General features: G+C 37.3%; 15 protein-coding genes, 1 pseudogene and 1 riboswitch. Of the genes and pseudogenes, 8 read left to right on the top strand and 8 right to left on the bottom strand.

All coding sequences use genetic code 11. The annotated features are described in order from the left end of the window. The first annotated feature begins 243 nt into the window (after window positions 1-243). A riboswitch (cobalamin riboswitch) is annotated at window positions 244-385 on the top strand. A 318-nt stretch (window positions 386-703) separates the two neighbouring features. Next, a complete protein-coding gene (locus PN471_RS07920) occupies window positions 704-1087 on the top strand; it encodes a DUF1636 family protein (protein ID WP_271776378.1) in 384 nt (127 codons plus the stop codon). A gap of 197 nt (window positions 1088-1284) precedes the next feature. Then, window positions 1285-2313 carry a serine hydrolase gene (locus PN471_RS07915; RefSeq protein WP_271776377.1) on the top strand — a complete coding sequence of 343 codons (1029 nt, stop codon included), beginning with the start codon at window positions 1285-1287 and terminating at the stop codon, window positions 2311-2313. A gap of 33 nt (window positions 2314-2346) precedes the next feature. Here PN471_RS07915 and PN471_RS07910 read toward each other — a convergent pair whose 3' ends face one another. From PN471_RS07910 to PN471_RS07895, 4 genes are all read right to left on the bottom strand, one after another. Next, on the bottom strand, window positions 2347-3264 hold the full coding sequence (locus tag PN471_RS07910; RefSeq protein ID WP_271776376.1) for a M23 family metallopeptidase: 918 nt from the start codon (window positions 3262-3264) through the stop codon (window positions 2347-2349). Between the two features lie 101 nt (window positions 3265-3365). Beyond that, window positions 3366-4154 carry an ABC transporter permease gene (locus PN471_RS07905; protein WP_271776375.1) on the bottom strand — a complete coding sequence of 263 codons (789 nt, stop codon included), beginning with the start codon at window positions 4152-4154 and terminating at the stop codon, window positions 3366-3368. 5 nt (window positions 4155-4159) lie between these two features. Continuing rightward, complete coding sequence (locus PN471_RS07900; protein WP_193896989.1) at window positions 4160-5143, bottom strand: ABC transporter ATP-binding protein; 984 nt, start codon at window positions 5141-5143, stop codon at window positions 4160-4162. A 378-nt stretch (window positions 5144-5521) separates the two neighbouring features. Continuing rightward, the gene (locus PN471_RS07895; protein ID WP_271776374.1) at window positions 5522-6007 is read right to left on the bottom strand and encodes an allophycocyanin subunit alpha-B; all 486 of its coding nucleotides are present in this window, start codon (window positions 6005-6007) and stop codon (window positions 5522-5524) included. Between the two features lie 160 nt (window positions 6008-6167). Here PN471_RS07895 and rlmD point away from each other — a divergent pair, with 160 nt between their 5' ends. Together rlmD and PN471_RS07885 are read left to right on the top strand one after the other, a co-directional pair. After that, window positions 6168-7550 (top strand): 23S rRNA (uracil(1939)-C(5))-methyltransferase RlmD, encoded by a 1383-nt coding sequence (gene rlmD / locus PN471_RS07890; protein ID WP_271776373.1) that lies wholly within the window; start codon window positions 6168-6170, stop codon window positions 7548-7550. A 410-nt stretch (window positions 7551-7960) separates the two neighbouring features. Continuing rightward, window positions 7961-8410, top strand: coding sequence for an ATP-binding protein (locus PN471_RS07885; protein ID WP_193896983.1), 450 nt, complete (start codon window positions 7961-7963; stop codon window positions 8408-8410). Between the two features lie 38 nt (window positions 8411-8448). Here PN471_RS07885 and PN471_RS07880 read toward each other — a convergent pair whose 3' ends face one another. Beyond that, entirely contained in the window at window positions 8449-8727 is a 279-nt protein-coding gene (locus PN471_RS07880) for a DUF6439 family protein (protein WP_271776372.1), read from the bottom strand. Between the two features lie 66 nt (window positions 8728-8793). Here PN471_RS07880 and PN471_RS07875 point away from each other — a divergent pair, with 66 nt between their 5' ends. Further along, entirely contained in the window at window positions 8794-9138 is a 345-nt protein-coding gene (locus PN471_RS07875; protein ID WP_193897032.1) for a hypothetical protein, read from the top strand. Window positions 9139-9202: 64 nt separating this feature from the next. After that, window positions 9203-10594 (top strand): asparagine--tRNA ligase, encoded by a 1392-nt coding sequence (gene asnS, locus PN471_RS07870; protein WP_271776371.1) that lies wholly within the window; start codon window positions 9203-9205, stop codon window positions 10592-10594. 245 nt (window positions 10595-10839) lie between these two features. Here the strand turns inward: asnS and PN471_RS07865 are convergent. Then, window positions 10840-11352, bottom strand: a pseudogene (locus tag PN471_RS07865) (metallophosphoesterase); the annotation flags it as partial. A 44-nt stretch (window positions 11353-11396) separates the two neighbouring features. Then, on the bottom strand, window positions 11397-11891 hold the full coding sequence (locus tag PN471_RS07860; RefSeq protein WP_271776370.1) for a hypothetical protein: 495 nt from the start codon (window positions 11889-11891) through the stop codon (window positions 11397-11399). 165 nt (window positions 11892-12056) lie between these two features. On the opposite strand from PN471_RS07860, the gene PN471_RS07855 reads away from it, so the two are divergent. Further along, window positions 12057-13916 (top strand): serine/threonine protein kinase, encoded by a 1860-nt coding sequence (locus tag PN471_RS07855; protein WP_271776369.1) that lies wholly within the window; start codon window positions 12057-12059, stop codon window positions 13914-13916. Window positions 13917-13956: 40 nt separating this feature from the next. Further along, complete coding sequence (locus tag PN471_RS07850; protein ID WP_271776368.1) at window positions 13957-14205, top strand: type II toxin-antitoxin system Phd/YefM family antitoxin; 249 nt, start codon at window positions 13957-13959, stop codon at window positions 14203-14205. A gap of 119 nt (window positions 14206-14324) precedes the next feature. Here the strand turns inward: PN471_RS07850 and PN471_RS07845 are convergent, their stop codons facing one another. Then, window positions 14325-17573, bottom strand: a complete 3249-nt coding sequence (locus tag PN471_RS07845; RefSeq protein WP_271776367.1) for a type ISP restriction/modification enzyme — start codon at window positions 17571-17573, stop codon at window positions 14325-14327. Window positions 17574-18054 lie beyond the last annotated feature (481 nt).

Raw genomic sequence — 18054 nt, 5'->3', positions numbered from 1 at the left:
TATTAGTTCCCACTGTTCTTTAGTTAGGTTGCTGGAGTATACTTTACTCATTGCTCTCTGCGGTTCTGTATTTTTAGTACTTACAGATTATACCCTGAGAGCTTTTTTTACTCAACTTCTAACTTTTCAAACACCCTCTAAGAGAACAGTTGCACTTTTTTCTTCCTGCTTCATTCAGCCTGTGAGCGAAACAATCAACAGAATTATCCTCCCTTGTCTATTGACAAGACGTAAAAAATATAGTATTCTCACAACTGAATCGGTTTTAATGGGAAGCAGTCATTAAACGCAAGGGGGAAAGTCTGGTGTAAATCCGGCACTGTCCCGCAGCTGTAAGGAGATTTATTCTCTAAGTCAGAATGCCCGCCGAAAGCAAAAAAACTCACATCCATCTGCGTGGTACAGATGACTCAGACCATGAATGTTTCCATAGGAATTAATCAGTTTAGACCTCCAGAGAAACCCTACAAATTGTGTACAATTATTTGCAATCCTGCACTCAAGAAAGTGGGAAGCTTTTATAGGTGAGACTTATTGCTATCTTCGTTAGATATATTTTGACAAGAATAGAAAAGATGACAGCAAGTGAATCTTGTCCATCTTTGGCTGGGGTTAATCATGCTTCTTTACACATTTTACGTAGCCATATTGTAAAAACTCTTATGTCTGCGTTTCCGAATTATTCCTCAACATTTCTAAATCAATGCTCAATCAAAAACATAATCTATTTGTCTGTACTACTTGTGGTAGTAAGTGGCAAGATGGTAAGCGGGTTGGTGAAAGTCAAGGTGAACAACTACTAAAACAACTTCAAGAACTTGCTCAAGATAGTGAATTGCACAATCAATTCTGCATTCAGGGGGTTGAATGTATGAGCGCTTGCAGTCATTCCTGCGTGATTGCTTTTGTAGCAGAAGGAAAATCAACCTATCTCTTTGGTGATTTACCAGTAGATATTAGTCCATCTGCCGTACTAGAATGTGCAAGTCAGTATTATACAAAATATGATGGTGTATTGCCTTGGTCAGAACGTCCAGAACCTTTAAAAAAAGGTATTTTAGCAAAGATTCCCGCACTAGATAAGTAGGCGAAATTAAACAACAATTGTTGCTAGGGAACAGAAAACTGAAAAATCAATTGAGCAATTAATTCCGTCTGATTACTTATAAAAGAAAGTAATTCAAATGACCTCTGAAAACAACATCTAAATCAATTAATCCTGATTCCATTTACTTATTTAGAAAATAGCTGTAAGTTAATTCAATACTCTCATCATACAACTGCATGAAACTACCTTCATTGATCTTATTTAGTATCACGACTACTCTTTTATTATCTCTACCAGTTAAAGCAAATCCTGATAACAAACAGCTTGAGAACCCAAGTAGTTGGAGTCAAAATAAATCAAGTGTACAATTGCCGGAAATTAAATTTATTCCTCCAGATGCTGTCAGCAATATTAGTCCAACAGATACTCGTAATTTCACTGATATATTTCCTTTAGGAAGAGAAATCTCAGAACTACAAGCTCCCATTAAAACATTAATGGCTCGCTACAAATTTCTTTCTGCTGGCATCTTTTTTATGGACTTGAACACCGGAGATTATGTAAGCATTAATGGCGATAAATCTTTTGCGGCTGCTAGTACCATTAAATATCCAATTTTGGTTGCTTTATTTCAGCAAGTAGATGCTGGAAAAATTCAACTAGATGAAACATTGGTTATGGGGAAAAAGCATATTGTTGGTGGTTCGGGAAATATGCAGTATGCGCGGGTAGGAAGTAAGTTTAGTCTTTTAGAAACTGCAACTAGGATGATGACTATTAGCGATAATACCGCCACAAATATGATCATAGATCGTTTGGGCGGAATTACTCAATTAAATCAAAAATTTCGCAGTTGGGGATTGCAAAATACTGTGATGCGAAATCGTCTGGGAGATTTTCAAGGAACTAATAAAACCAGTGCTAAAGATTTGGTCAAACTATCAGCTTTAATGGAAAATAATCAGTTACTTTCCAATACAAGTCAATCACAAGTAATAGGTATTATGAATGGTTGTCATAATAGAAGTTTATTACCTTCTGGTTTAGGTTCTGGTGCTAAGATAGCGCACAAAACAGGAACACTCAGGTTTATATTAGGAGATGCGGGTATTATTGAAACGCCATCAGGTAAGCGTTATTTAGCAGGAGTTTTTGTACAAAGACCAAATAATGATCCTAGAGGAACAGATTTTATTCGTCAAGTTTCTCAGGTAGTATATGGTTATTTTGACCAAGTAAAAGTAAGTAACCAAGTCAGATTATAGACTAGTACCGCAAGGCGGAAGTCAAAGCGTAACTTAATCAATTTTCTGAGATTTCCACGGTAATGGATCAACAGATTGTCCGTTCACATACAAACCCCAGTGTAGGTGCGGTCCAGTAGATGCACCAGTTGAACCCACTGCACCAATTTTTTGTCCTGCTTGCACAAAATCACCCTCTTTGACATCAATACGACTTAGGTGCATGAAAATACTGATAACTCCCTGACCGTGATCAATGCCTACTACATTACCATGAACTCGGAACCCTTGGGATACTTTACCCACTAAAGCAACTCGTCCAGGCGCTGGGGTAATTACGGTTGAACCTTCTGCACCTGCATAGTCTTGTCCACGATGGTAGTAGTCTTTAGCAAATTTACCATTGTAGTAACGACGGACACCATATTTAGTGGATGTTCTCCCAGCATTGGGGGTAAGAAAAGCACCATTCCAATATTTTTCTGGTGTTTGTAGGGCTTTCAATTCTTTTACGCGCTTGAGTTCATACTTGGTAGCATTAACTCCAGCTTTTCCCGGTGGTAGAGTGATCCGTTGGACGGGAAATTTGCGATCGCGTACCTTTACTGATAAATTTTGTTCTTGTCCATTTTCGAAAACTTTAATTGTCCTCACTCCAGCTTGTTCTAAGGGAGTTGTAGGCACAAAAGAACGATATTTACGAGGTGCAATTCCAAAAGCTGGATATATTTTTTCGCCCACTGTTACAGTAGGATTGCTGATTTTTTCTGAGGTATTTGCCTCAATGACAACAGAAATTGTATCTCCTAATTGAGGATTTTTCGGTAATACCTGTACTTCTAAAGCCTTTGCTGATGAGTTTAAAGCAATGGGTACAGCAGCAATTATGCCTATAAACATTTTGGCATGGTTGATAATACTAAAACCTGACAATTTGTTCTCTGGATTAATAGGGTTACGCATGATAGTCATAGGTTGATAAACAAATTTTTTGTGGCTGTTAATTAACAGACTAATTTATCGTAGTTAGTGTTTCCCAGCAAAGTTAATAAATCATATTTTCAATATTATTATTAAGCCCCCATACCTGAATATTTTTTCATTCCTCTGCGCCACAAAAAACGATTGACACCAAAAAATATAAGAAACCAACCGGAGATTGATAGAAATCCTCTGGTTAAATCTACAGGTAGTCCTACTAAAATACTAGCTGGAAAATTAATCATATAGGGAAAAGGTGTAAACATGACTATGTTTCTAATATTTTCTGGAAAAACATCTAGAGGTGCTATCAAACCTGATAAAAATATAAAAAACAACAACCATAAATTTTCTAAAGCTGCCGCTCTTTCTGTCCAAAAGGCAAACATAGCAAAGGTATATTGAATGATAAATCTTAAAGCAAAAACCATAATTGCTGCTAAGATAAATAGAAATAAGTTAGTTATACTTGGCAACCAAAAGGCTTGGGGATAGAGAACAAAAAAGAGTGCTGCTAAAAGCAATACAAAAGGCATTCTAGCGACTCTTTCCGCCAGATGGTTGGCAACATGGTGCCAAACTGGATCTAAAGGCTGTAATAATTTTGGCGAAAGTTTACCTTCTAATACTTCTTTTTCAAAATCATAAATTACCCAGACAACGGTGATTTGCCTAGCCAGAAAAACTGCGAAAAAATATCGAGCGAAGTCTACAGATTTAAAAGCAAATTGACCACTACCAGCAGCTTGCATCCAAATACCCATCATGATAATTGGTAAAGAACCAGCTAAAACCCAGAAGATTAATTCCGATCTATATTCCAGCAGATTAGCATAATATACTGATAGCAAAGTTAAAGATTTTTTAACAATTTTTTTCATAGTTATCAATGGTTAAATCCTTTTTGAAAAACCCTACCAATTACCTCTTCTACTGGTGGTTCTGTAACTGTTAAATCTATCACTTCTAAATCGGCTAAAATCCGAGAAACAGTGCGAGTCATAGCTTCTTGTTGGACAATAAATCTCACCCTTCTTCCTTCTAGCATTTGCACATCACCATAGGATATAAGTTTTTCTAGTGGTAATGCTTGCGCTAATTCGACATAAATTTCTCGATAAGGAGCAAAATTTTCTAATAATCCATCTAATCTACCATCATACATGAGTTTTCCTTGATGAATTAATAACACCCGTTCACACAAAGCGGTAATATCAGCCATGTAATGACTTGTTAATAATATTGTAGCTTGATATAGCTGATTATATTCTTTTAAAAAGTTACGCACTCCTGCTTGAGCATTAACATCTAATCCTAAAGTCGGTTCATCTAAAAATAAAACTTGGGGACGGTGTAAAAGTGCTGCTAACAGTTCAGCTTTCATCCGTTCACCTAATGATAATTTGCGGACGGGTTGGGTTAATTTACCTTCCAAAGCCAGCATTTCTGTTAGTTCTCCAACTCGACGTTGAAATTCTTTATCAGAAATATTATAAACTGCGGCATTAATTCTGAGAGAATCTAATGCCGGTAAATCCCAAATTAATTGCTGTTTTTGTCCCATCACTAAGGTGATTTTTTGCAAAAATGCTTCTTGACGATTAAAGGGAATAAATCCACCGACTTTAACCGTACCTTTAGAAGGATGAATTAATCCTGTCAGCATTTTTAGGGTGGTAGTTTTGCCAGCACCATTAGGACCTAAAAATCCCACTATTTCTCCGGTTTCAATGGTGAAGGTGATATCCTGAACGGCGGGAATTGAGCGATAGGTGCGGCGGAAAAAATGGTTAATTGTTCCCTGAATACCTGGTTGTTTTGTGGATACAGGATAGAATTTATTGAGTTTTTCTGCTATAATGATTGACATGAAAGATTTATTTCCTTCTACCTGATAACGTCTAGTTTCTGGTGATTGGTCATTGGTGAAAACTCTAGCCGAGTCGTTAATAGGGAAGACATAAGGAACGCAAATTTAATAACCTGCAATTCTGATGTAACCTGGAATGGTGCGTTACGCTGTCGCTAACACACCCTACTTTTGCACCTTATTTAATTCACATCCCTAACTGCCGACAGCCTACTATTAGTTTGTCGTTTTTTGTTGTTACTAAGATCATAACTTGTGATCAGCATAACATATCCCCACAACTAGTTAATAACCTGACAAATATTTGCCATAGCTACTAACAATTGTGGGGAATTAAGGACTTTTAACTCTGTTCTCTGCTATCGTCTAGAGGTTTGATTATGACATCGCTTGAATGATGTAATCAAAGTAGGGCGCTGTTTCTCCAGCGTCTTCGGCATTTAATAGATCTAAGGACGCTTGTTTGAGAGAGGCGATCGCTTCTACCATTCCAGGGACAGGAACGCCTAGAGAGTTGTACATTTCCCGCACACCAACCAAACCAATTTTTTCAATGGGTTCTTTGTCACCAGCAAGTACACCGTAGGTAATTAGGCGTAAGTACCAGCCAAAGTCCCGAATACACAAAGCCCGTTGTTTTTCACCGTAAGCATTACCACCGGGGGCGATAAAGTCAGGGCGTTTTTGCCAAAGTCTTTTGGTGGCTTCTTGAACGATCTTTTTCTCGTTTTCGGAAAGGGTGGCAGCGATTCTTGTGCGCTGCACACCTGTTTCCAAAAATGCTTGGATGTTTTTGAGTTCGCCACTGCTAGGGTAACGCAGTTCGTCGTCGGCTTGGAGAATAACTTGGCTAATTACAGTCATGATTATCTAAATGAACTGAAATATTTATATCTGCTAGTTTACCGACTTAGAGGGACATTCGTGAAGTGTATGGGAAGATAGAGATAAATGAATTTACATTCGACATTGGGGAACTTCCGCTTCCCAGTGAGAAAGTTCCCTGTTCTCTAGCAACTGACTAATGACTAATATAATGTGGCGACAAGATGAAATTATTGAACTGGAAATTACTGATTTAAGCGACACTGGGGATGGTGTGGGACGCTTTGAACAGAGGGTGGTTTTTGTTCCTGATACTGTTATGGGCGATCGCCTACTTGTCAAACTATTCAATGTTAAGCCAAAATATGCCTATGGTCAGGTGCAGGAATTATTGCAAGCCTCGCATCAACGGGTGCGTCCCAGTTGTATTGTCGCTGATAAATGTGGTGGTTGTCAGTGGCAACATATTAATTATGACTACCAATTAATCGCCAAACACAATCAAGTAACTCAAGCCTTAGAAAGAATTGGCGGTTTTGTGAATCCACCCATAGATCCAGTCCTGGTAACTGCTGCATCCTTTGACTATCGCAACAAAGTCACCTATCCTATCGGTAGGTCAGCCACAGGTCACGTCCAAGCTGGATATTATCACAAAGGTACTCATAAATTAATCAACTTGAATCAATGCCCCGTCCAAGACCAGCGATTAAATCCCCTATTAGCTGAAGTAAAATTGGATATTGAACAGCAAGGTTGGTCAATTTATGACGAAACCCGACATAAAGGCTTAATTCGCCACTTGGGTTTACGCATTGGTCGTCGCACAGGAGAAATGCTGCTAACTTTGGTCGTCAAAGATTGGAATTTACCAGGAATTGAAACCCAAGCCCAGCAATGGTTACAGCGTTATCCTGAGTTAGTTGGTGTGTCACTTAACCGCAATAGCGATCGCACAAATGCTATATTTGGATCAGAAACCCGTTGTCTAGCTGGAACTCCCCACATTCAAGAAAAATTCGCCGGACTGGATTTTCAAATCGGACCAGATACATTTTTCCAAGTGTACACAGAAACAGCCGAGGCACTCCTAGCCGTAATTCAGTCAGAACTGAACCTCCAAGGGCATGAAATCCTCATTGATGCCTATTGTGGTATAGGGACATTGACTTTACCCCTAGCCAAACAAGCACGGCACATCACAGGTTTAGAACTGCAATCAACAGCAGTACAACAAGCAACTGTCAATGCCCAAAAAAATGGCATCAATAACGTCACATTCCAAGTAGGCGCAGTCGAAAAGATTCTCCAGAATCAGGAAATTATCCCAGATGTCGTCTTACTTGATCCACCCCGCAAAGGATGTGAAGCTAACGTTATTAAAACATTAAGAAACCTGAAACCATCTCGAATTGTTTACGTCAGTTGTAAAGTAGCCACCCTCGCCCGTGACCTCAAGTTGCTTTGCGAAGCTGGGCTATATAAACTCACCAAGGTGCAACCTGCCGACTTTTTCCCGCAAACCGCCCATGTAGAAGCCGCTGCTTTTCTAGTCCTGTCGGACAATGATCAGAATAGTTAATTCTTTCCAAAAATAAAAATCAGAAGTTTGTACTCTAGTGGATACTCATAATGCTAAAATGGAATTACATAAAAATAGAAACTCATTTTGTTTTAAAAAAATCGAAGCTGTATAGAATCTGAAGGAAGAGATTAAATTGTGTTAAATACAAACTAGCAGTTAACAAGAGCGTCCTGCCCATTCTGTTCAGAAATAGCCATTCTTATTCATCTAGTAAATGAACAGATTAACCTTGGAAAATTGTACATCAACAATATGAATTCTCATTCCCAGTTATCAGCCGAGAGCATTTTTATAAATTTAGTTTTACAGACTCAAGTTTGAAGGCAGCATGACCACCTAATTTTTATCAGAATGCCTGAAAAAGCTTTCCTGATGTCTAGCTAAATAAAAGCTACGGGGTTTCTCTTGTGATTACCATTTCTCTTCGTCCAGTTGGGCGTTATTGGGGGACAATTAGTTTTGCCTCCACCCTCTATCTTTGTCCAATCCTAGATTTACTCTTGACTGATATTCCCGTAAAATTACAATCAGAACTACGACTAGGACTTCAAGAAGCCCTAGTAAATGCAGCTAAACACGGGAACAATCTTGATCCCGGTAAATTAGTCGTAGTTAGGTTCTCATTAATAGATAATCAGTATTGGTGGATTATCTCAGATCAGGGTAGCGGTTTCACTCCCTCCCTAGAAGATCATAGTGATCCCAACGACTATTTACCACCAGACGAAGCAGAAAGTGGGCGGGGTATGTCCTTACTGCATCAAATTTTTGATCAAGTAAAATGGAATGGCAAAGGTACAGAACTTACGCTTTGTAAACAAGTAGAAAGCCGGCGTTTATTATCTTTGCGAAGGTGACAGGTGACAGGTTACAGGGGACAGGGGACAGGTGAGAGTTATTTCTTTATTACCTTCGGCTGATGTCCGTGAGTGGGACAGGGAGGGGCGGAAATTGACTTACTTAGCCAGCCTACAGCTTGTTCTAGCCTAGCCTGTGCTTCTTGGGGTTCATTTTTGACCAAAAATACCATTGCGGCGGCTACCTGTTCACTAGCGCGGGCATTGCGGTTAGACTTGAGCCGATGCCAATCATCAGGAGAAATACTCAGCCGTTCCATAAGCGCCTGTGCTAGTTCTAGAGTGCTAATTTGATTGAGTTGGCTAGTTTGCGACATAAGACCAAGTGCCGAGTCAAGGGTAAAGGTTATGATTTAATCATCATAGCTAATGAACAATCACCAATGACCAATTCAGAGGAAAATCCCCAGCCAAATTTTGCACAGGAATTGGAGGAATTAGAAGCTTCACTACGGTTCTTAAAAGATAGATATGCTCAAGTGCAAAAAGATCAACAACAAAAGGCACAATGGCAACAAGAATTAAAAAATTTAAAGCAAAATAGACAGCAGACTCCCGAAATTAAAGCCGAGTTAAATCGCCTTCAAAAACAATTAGAAGTATTAGAAATCAACCTAGAAAGCCAGTTGTTTTCTTGGGTAAGTCTGAAAAGACCTTTTTGGCAAGCTATTCGTTTTGGTGGGTTAGGTGTTATTATAGGTTGGTTATTAAAATCTTGGGTTGGTTGAAAAGATCCCCGACTTCTTTGAGAAGTCGGGGATCTGAATCCTTTCCTTTAACAAATTGTAGAAAATGCTAAATCCTCGTATTGCAGAAATATTAAGAAGTGGTAAACCAGATGAAACTTTAGTAGTCCAAGGTTGGGTAAGAACAAAACGCGAATTAAAAGGATTTGCATTTTTAGAAGTTAATGATGGTTCATCCTTGGGTAATTTGCAAATTGTCATTAATCAAGATCTACCAGACTATCAAGGAATATTAAAACAAATCAATACAGGGGCTTCTATAGAAGTATCAGGAGTCCTAGTAGCTTCCCAAGGTAAAGGACAAAGAATAGAATTAAAAGCAGATACAGTCAAAGTATACGGAGATGCTGATCCTGATACCTATCCTCTGCAAAAGAAACGTCATTCCTTTGAGTTTCTCCGCACCATAGCCCATTTACGTCCGCGAACTAACTCCTTTGGTGCAGTATTCCGGGTCAGAAATGCTTGCGCGATCGCTATTCACCAATTTTTTCACGAACGAGGTTTTTTATGGGTACATACTCCCATTATTACCGCCAGTGATTGTGAAGGTGCGGGTGAATTATTTAGTGTGACTAATTTCAATTTAAAGAATGTTCCTAAAACAGAAAATCAAGAAATTGATTATAGCCAAGACTTCTTTAGTAAACCTGCATATTTAACAGTCAGTGGCCAATTAGAAGCCGAAATTATGGCAATGGCTTTTACTAATGTCTATACTTTTGGTCCCACATTCCGGGCTGAAAATTCTAATACTTCTCGACACTTAGCCGAATTTTGGATGGTTGAACCAGAAATGGCTTTTTGTGATTTAGAAGGTGATATGGATTTGGCTGAAGAGTTTCTCAAACACATTTTTAAATATGTGATGGAAACCTGTCCCGAAGACATGGAATTTTTTAATGAACGGATTGATAATACTGTCTTAGAAACTGCCAATAATATTATTAACAATCAGTTTGAACGATTGACTTATACAGAAGCAGCCAAACTTTTAGAAAAAGCTGATGTTAAGTTTGATTATCCTGTGAGTTGGGGTGCGGATTTACAATCAGAACATGAACGCTATTTAGCTGAACAATTGTTTAAAAAGCCTGTTATTGTTACAGATTATCCTGCCCAAATTAAAGCCTTTTATATGCGGTTGAGTGACGATGAAAAAACCGTCCGCGCTATGGATATTCTCGCACCGAAAATAGGCGAAATTATTGGTGGTTCACAACGGGAAGAAAGACTTGATGTTTTAGAAAAACGGGTATTAGCACAGGGTATGAAGCCAGAGGATTTGTGGTGGTATTTAGATTTACGTCGTTATGGTACTGTTCCCCACGCTGGTTTCGGTTTGGGGTTTGAAAGATTGGTGCAATTTATGACGGGTATGGGAAATATTCGGGATGTGATTCCCTTTCCTCGTACACCACAAAGTGCGGAGTTTTAATTAGGGTTTGCTGAAAAAGTTGTCTGTGATAGCGCAGCGTGACGTAAGTCATGGGCTAGGAGTCAGGAGTCAGGAGTCAGGAGGAAGAATTAGAAGGAGATAATAAACGTCTCTTCTATCCTCCTGGATTATAAATTATCCAAGGTTTTAATTGGCGATCGCACCATTTACCCGCAACTAACTCTGTCACTAAAGGTGTAATCATAAACTTCGCAGGAACCCCCCCAAAACATCCACCGGCACACAAGAATTGCTCTAGCATAGGCATCACCTTGATTTGAACCGTGCCAACCAATTTTAATATCTTTATAACGCAACATCCGCCGCAAAGGCAAAGTCAGACCAGTTAATAACCGATAGAGTAAAGGCACATCATAGTAATCATGATTACCCAACACGGGTAAAATCGGCAACTTAAACACCATCTGATCATAAGCAATATTTTGAGGCTGATGACCACCTACCAAAAATTCCCGATAAGGTTCAATAAAATTAGCTGGGTAATATTCACGAGAACCCACCATATAAATCACATCACCAGTGTGCAGCACAAACCGGCTATCATCACCATGATTTACCATCATTTTGGCAACTTCCCGTTGGGGATGGTGTCCAGAATAGGACTTACTGCCAGTATCACCCATTACCATAAAGGAAAAATCTGGACTTTCCGAGTTGCCATCATCTATCACCATGGAGGTTTGGTCAATTCCCTGCTGTAAAATACTCGAATGCTGCCACCGCACCCGTTGTTTCATCTTTTGACTTTTGACTTTTGACTTTTGATTTCCGCCCTGCGGTACTAGTCGCCTAATATTGATAAACTAGTGAAAACCTGTTTCACCAATTGCTGAGTTTTAGTTTCTAATTGTTGCCAATCCACATCACCATATTCATCAATTAAGCTAGTATCAATATCAACCGCTGTATTCTCTGGACTATAATTCAGAAAACATACTTGATAACACAAATCCCACAAATCTATATTGACTTGTTCCCCATGACGTTGTAAAAGCAAGTGATATCCTGGATGGGGTATAGGTAAACTCGCTAGAGTTTGTCTAATTTCCTCCGCTTGTGTGGGTGTTGCGGTTTCCATTTCTTGCACCAACTGAGTTACCAAGGCTTTTGTTTCATCAGTAGTGTTAGCAGGCCAAGTCAACACATCTTGATAAGTCCCTTTCCAGTCAGAGATATCCAACTGCTTGCGAAGATTATCAATCACACGAATGAACGCAGGTTGCATCAAGATTTCAGCTTGTTGCCATGAGGTAGAATTAGTTATCTTAGGTGGCATAGCTAGTCAATAGGGATACTGATAGTAAAATTAACAAATTGGTTCAATCAAAAAACTATACTTTTAATTTAAATCTTTTCTCAAGATACCTGATTTCAGAAAGAGAAATTTGGAGATATTGACTACTAGCGGGAAAATTAAGCTGTAAAGCTGGGGAGGGAAATTATGATAGGCAAATTACTAGATCATCGCTACCAAGTCATTCGCGTCTTGGCGACAGGGGGATTTGGTCAAACCTATATTGCCCAGGATACCAGACGGCCAGGCCATCCCATCTGCGTGGTTAAACACCTGAAACCAGCTAATTCTGACCCTAACATCTTTGTTACTGCTAAACGCCTGTTTAATAGCGAAGCAGAAACCTTAGAAAAATTGAGCAACCATGACCAAATACCCAGACTTCTTGCCTATTTTGACGAAAATAAGGAATTTTTTTTAGTCCAAGAATTTATTGACGGACATACCCTCAATGAAGAACTTATCCCCGGACAGCCTTGGAGTGAAGCCCAAGTCATGCAAATGCTGTTGGAAATCTTGAGTATTTTGGAGTTTGTTCACCAGGAAGGTGTAATTCACCGCGACATTAAGCCAGATAATATTATTCGCCGTGCGGCTGATTATAAATTAGTTTTAGTAGATTTTGGTGCAGTTAAACAATTGCGTTGGCCTTGCCCGCCGCAGGCATCGCCCTTAGTCATGGTCGGCGGACAGCAAACAGCTACCGTAGTCATTGGCACACCTGGCTATATGCCTACAGAACAGGGACAAGGTAAACCCCGTCCTAATAGTGATATTTACGCTTTAGGGATTATCGCCATTCAAGCATTAACAGGAGTCCCAGCCAGCCAATTACAAGAAGATCCAGATACAGGGGAAATTAACTGGCAACATTTAATTCCTGTGAATCCCGGTCTAGTCGCAATTTTAACGAAAATGGTGCGTTACCATTTCAAAGAACGTTATCAAACAGCAACGGAAGCCTTACAAGCTTGTCAAAACTTGGTAAATATCACCCCAGAATTTACCCAACCTTCCGTATCTCCTCAAATTATTTATCAATCTCCGCAAAATCTAGCTTCCAGATTTACACAGAAAACAATGGCGGTTTCCCCCGCTAATCATGTTCCTGTGCAACCAGCACCGCAACAATATATTCCCCAAGAATCTAATAAACCAGATCCTTTACCTTTATTAATTGGCATATTATTAGCTGGTAGTGTAGCCGCTTTATTTACAAATGTATATCCCAATTTTAAGAATTTAACTAGTAATTTAACAGGGGAAAAAACCAAATTAACAAATCATTGTCTGGCTGTAGTTGCGGCTAATTCTAATATCCGTTCTGAACCCAGTGCCATCAATTCTGATAATATTTTGAAAACCTTGGGTGCAGCCAGTGAATTTGAGGTGACAGGTAAACGCACAAATCGAGGTTGGGTAGAAATTAAACTTCCATCTGGACGTTTAGCATGGGCGCATTCTGATATTATTGCTAATAACGAAACATGGATTTCTTGCCGTCGAGATAAAGGTTTGGCTATTCAAATTGTAGATGATGGTCCTTTAATTACATCTCGTCCAGTTCCTCAAGTTTCCGCCAAATCTGCGGTAGAAACTCCCACTCCTGAATCATCCCCACCAGCCATCGAAGATAAGACAAAAACGGTGGCAAAAGCTCGACAAAAGTTTGAATCAGGAGATTTACAAGGAGCAATTTCTCTGTTAAAATCAACTTCAGGAAATGCTGTTTCTGGTATTAAAGAAACCGTTGATACTGTGAATCAATGGCAGAGTGATTGGGCAAAAGCCGAAGCGTTAGCTAAAGATATTAATAAAGCTATTGATAATGGTCAATGGGATGAAGTTTTAGCTTATCGAGATCATCCAGAAAGGCTCCCGAATATTAAATACTGGCGTGATAAATTAGAACCAATGTTTAAACAAGCTGCTGATAATGCCGCTAAACAAGTATTACCCCAGGAAAATAAACCAACCCCTTCCGCAACACCAAAAGATGGGGTTTAAAATGAAATTTGTCTATAATAAAAACAAATGAGGTGAAATTATGCAATTTGTTTCAGATACAGAAGTGAATCAAGCTTTTGCCGCAGTTATTGATAAAGTGCAACGTGAACCTGTAACTATACGTCAGCAAAATCGTGATGTTGCGGTTATTATGTCTATTGAAGATTATCAACGCATAACTCGGATTAATATTCAAGAATTTCAACAATTTAGAGAAAATATAGGACGTAAAGCTCAAGAATGTGGTTTAACTGAGGACAAGTTAAGTAAGCTTTTAAGTGAAGATTAATATTTTCATACGTCTAGTTTTTGATACTAACATTTTAGTGAGTGACGTTTTATCTCCTAATTCTATCTCAGCACATTGATGACATTCCTAGTCTCTGACTGGGAACGAGATAAACCTCATCACTCTATGGGAAACCCAGGAATAATTATGTCAATTTCCTGCATTAGTTGTAAAGTTTCTGTTAAAGCAATGACAATTTTTTGATAATGGTTAATTTCCTCTGTAGATAATTCTCGCTTGGCGTTTTTTCTGTCTTTTAGCCATTTATCTAATACCTGATATCCACCAATCTTAAATTCCCAGATATGTGGGGGAATATCTGGAAAATAACTCTGTTTATTGATATAAACCCTTTGTAATTCTGAATTATAGGTAACTTCACTAACTTGATTATCTCCTATTTGTTGATAGGTTGTAATCAAATTATTGAATCTATCCGATTTCATTAAATGTAAATTAACTAATTCTTCTCCTTTAATAGCTAATTCGTTAAATAGGTTTTCGTTACTGGTTAAGGGAAGACGGGGAAAATCAATCTTGAGAAATTCAGCGTAGCGAGTGCGATAAGTGGGACTATGAAATATTGCATAAGCATAGTAAAATATTTGTTCTGGAGTTGGTATTTTACCCAGTTTTTCTTTGATAGCTTCTAATAATTTTGGGGATAAATTAGGAGTTTTTTCTATAAAAAGGTTAGTTTGTTTATTTTCTGTATTGGGATAAGTGTAGAGAGGAAAAACATAAGTTGCTTCCCTGCTTTTCAATGAAACAGTACAATGTTCTGTTAAAATTCCCGAACAAAATATATGATGAAAACCTGGTTCAACCTGTTGACGACATGAAAGTAAAGCAATATTATTACCTTTTAATAAATGTGTCATTAATTCTTTACGACTATCTCCTCTTTCAATAATCTTAGGATTATAATAAACCCAGCGATTGTCAAATGGCCGATAAGCATACAACAATATATTTGATTTAATTTCATTTTCTTTGATATTTAATTTAGCTTTTTCTAAAGTCCAATATTTTGTATCTTTGATATTGTACTTTTGTTTCAATTCTTCTAAGTTAGTGTTTATTGCAATATCCTGAAAACGATTTATTAATTGTTCCTTATCATATTCAACACATACATTATCTCTTCTAGTTTTCACTCCCGCAGCATAAATTGGGAAGATATCAGTAATACTTAACTCTCTTTTATATTCATCTTCATAATCAAGATTTTTTGGTGCAAAAAAGTAATTAGGTTCAGCAGGTTTTACCTCTATCCAATCAACATTATCTAAACTTGCAGATTCTAAGAAATTATATTTATCCTCACGATTACCCCATAAATCATAATATAACACCTTAGCCATTTCCTTAATACCATCTCTGGGTTTATAAGCAGTAGAACCATAATCAGGTTTACTTTTTTCGCGCACAGCAATTAAAATTGCTACACCTTGTTGAATATCAAAAACATTTTGATCAATATTACCATCTGGTGTAGTTTCCTTTAATAAAGAATTACCATGTAAATCCATAATATATAAAGTATCAAAATACTTTAATAATTCCTCTCTCATTCCCCGATGAATTAAACCATTCACATAGGAATGATTAGTAATAAAACCAATAATACCCGCATTGTGACTATTATTTTCTATTTGATATTGAGCAAAACGAATAAATTTAATATAATCATCATCTAAAGGTTGGATATTTTTCTCACCTTCTAATCTTACCCTACCTTTATATAATTCTAAAAGTTCCCCAATGTGGGTTAATTCTGTAATAGTTTTACCTACTTTACCAGATTTATAAATTCTATTCCACACTGAACCAGTATATTCCACATCTGCTAAATATTTTTCATCTTGATTTAAGATTCTTTTGCGTTTACTAGCATTTTGAGAACTGACAGAATAGGGAGGATTTCCTAATACCACCGTGATGGGAATTTCTGTTTTTACTTTTGCTGCTTGACTGGATTCTTCGGCGATAATTTGGGTAATTCCAGAGATTAAATCACCTTGTTGTATGCCTTCTTCCAACGCATTAGTTAAATATATTTTTAATCTTTCATTTGGTGCAAATTTATATTTTAAATATCCCAATAATACACCTATTTTTAAATGTGCTATGGTATAAGGAGTCATTAATAACTCAAAACCAAAAAGACGATTTAAAAGTTCTGTATCTCTTAATAAATTATGCAAACCACGAACATCATATTTAGCAAAATTATGACAAATTTGTTGAATAACTGTATATAAAAATGTTCCTGTTCCTGTTGCGGGATCAAGAATTGTTACTCTTCTATTTCCTAAACCATATTCTAAATCAAAAATTGTTCTATCTACTAAAATATCATTCACAGCACGCACAATAAATTTAACCACAGGTTCAGGAGTATAATAAACTCCTCTACTTTTTCTTAATGATGCTTGATAAGCTGCTAAAAATGTTTCATAAAAGTGAATTACTGGATCTTCTGTGCGCGTTTCTCGACCAAAATTTTCTAAAATATTGGTCATATCTATACTGTTAAATAATTCAATTAAATTCTCAATTGATTTGTGAATTTTACTAACGCTACCAGTTCCTAAAACTAAATCAAATAAACCTTTTAAAAAAGGGATTATATCACTAATATAAATACTAGCTGTAGTGCGATTAAATGCAAATTCTTCAGGGTTTTCTGTATGACCAATTTTCGCAGTAAATAACCCATAAGCAATAGTTTGGGCGTACATATCCGCAAATTTATCATTATCTATATCTAACAATAGTAATTTTTTAAATGTTTCTTTTAAGCGATTTAATTCTTCCGTAGGATCTTCTATTACTAAAGATAATTCAATAGCATTTCTAATAGTTTTAGTATAGGCAGCCATTTCCTTAGCTAAATCATAATAATTATTAATATCTTTGGCTTTTTGGTTCAGAAATGATTGTAATAATTCTGTGATAGGTTTTAAATCATCAACTAGAGTAATTTCTCCCTGTTCTAAAGTAGCTAGTTCAGCAGTTTTTTCACATTCTCCATCTACATACCAACGGAATTGTAAGTAATTAGTTAAGATGAAGTTATAACCTATATTTGATTCTAAATAACGTTTAATTTGCTGTTCATTTTGTTTGTCTAATTTAGTAATGTTGATATTAATATCTTTAGCTTCTATATATCCCACAACGCGCTCATTTTTTCTAATAGTTAAATCGGGTATTCCTGCTTGATTGCCCTTTTCTTCTACTATGGTACTAATGCCAATTTCTAAACTTTCTATTAAACTTTGTAAACTGGAATAGTGACTGCGTTCTCCACCATGTTTAATATTTATTTGTAGGTTTTGGATGTAGTTATTAAAGTTAAACATAGTTGTTATTTTTTAGATTATTGAGCGTTCAGAATAGCATATATTTGTTCATTTCGCATTGATAAAAATAAAATTTTATTAATCTTAGTAAAAAATTACAATTATAGATTTTAGGTAAGAATGCAGCCATAGCGATCATTCATGGACAGATCCCCGACTTCTTTAAGAAGTCGGGGATCTATAATTTGGGATTTACCACTTTTATATAAACCAGAACTTAGGAAACACCAAAAAATAAATTACCCAATTTTGTGGGATGGGCATCCTGCCTGTCCTTGATGATTAGCAGGCAAGATGCCCGCACCACAAGAAATTTTTGGGTATTTTTTTAATTGGAAGTCCCTTAGAGGATGTTTGAAAAGTTTCCGGCGATTAGAAATCGCTACTACACAAACAAAGTCCACCTGCGTGGACTAACGAAAAATCAAGGCTTTTGAACCCACGAAGGTGGGTTTCGTCTGTGTAGCTGCGACTTCTAGTC

It is taken from the genome of Aphanizomenon sp. CS-733/32 (assembly GCF_028330045.1).
GTDB classification, from domain to species: Bacteria; Cyanobacteriota; Cyanobacteriia; order Cyanobacteriales; family Nostocaceae; genus Dolichospermum; species Dolichospermum gracile.
The sequence above is the reverse complement of the archived record's forward strand: the minus strand, read 5'-3'. Positions and strand labels throughout refer to the sequence as shown.